Origin of the sequence: Mesorhizobium sp. WSM4935, assembly GCF_029625735.1 — a bacterium.
Classification (GTDB): domain Bacteria; phylum Pseudomonadota; class Alphaproteobacteria; order Rhizobiales; family Rhizobiaceae; genus Mesorhizobium.
In genome coordinates this window covers 1-305 of sequence record NZ_JARTVR010000054.1, presented here as the reverse complement: position 1 = coordinate 305, position 305 = coordinate 1, and the positions used below count along the sequence as shown (strand labels likewise).

The following is a 305-nucleotide window of genomic DNA, read 5'->3' as shown; positions in this document are numbered from 1 at the left end:
TGTGGAGCTTCAACAGGTTGTCCTCGATCAGGGCGAGGCGACTGATAGGCGTTTTTGACTTTAGGCTGCCATGTGGACGATGCCAATTGTATCTGTGCAGCCAGACAGGCAGTTCGGCGGCACGATGATCGGATGTCGGATAGGCAATGGCGTAGGCCCATTCGCGCAGTGCTGTCTGGATGAAGCGCTCGGCCTTGCCATTGGTCTTGGGCGTATAGGGTCTTGTCGTGACGTGCTTGAGGCCGAGATCGCGGCAGGCCTTGGCGAAGGCCTTTGATCTGTAGCAGGAGCCGTTGTCGGTCATG

The 305-nt window shown here is 57.7% G+C and carries 1 protein-coding gene; it reads right to left on the bottom strand.

Annotation, left to right across the window (positions count from 1 at the left end; all coding sequences use genetic code 11):
- A partial coding sequence (locus P9273_RS32070) for an integrase core domain-containing protein (protein WP_278052575.1) occupies positions 1-305 on the bottom strand: 305 nt, incomplete at both ends.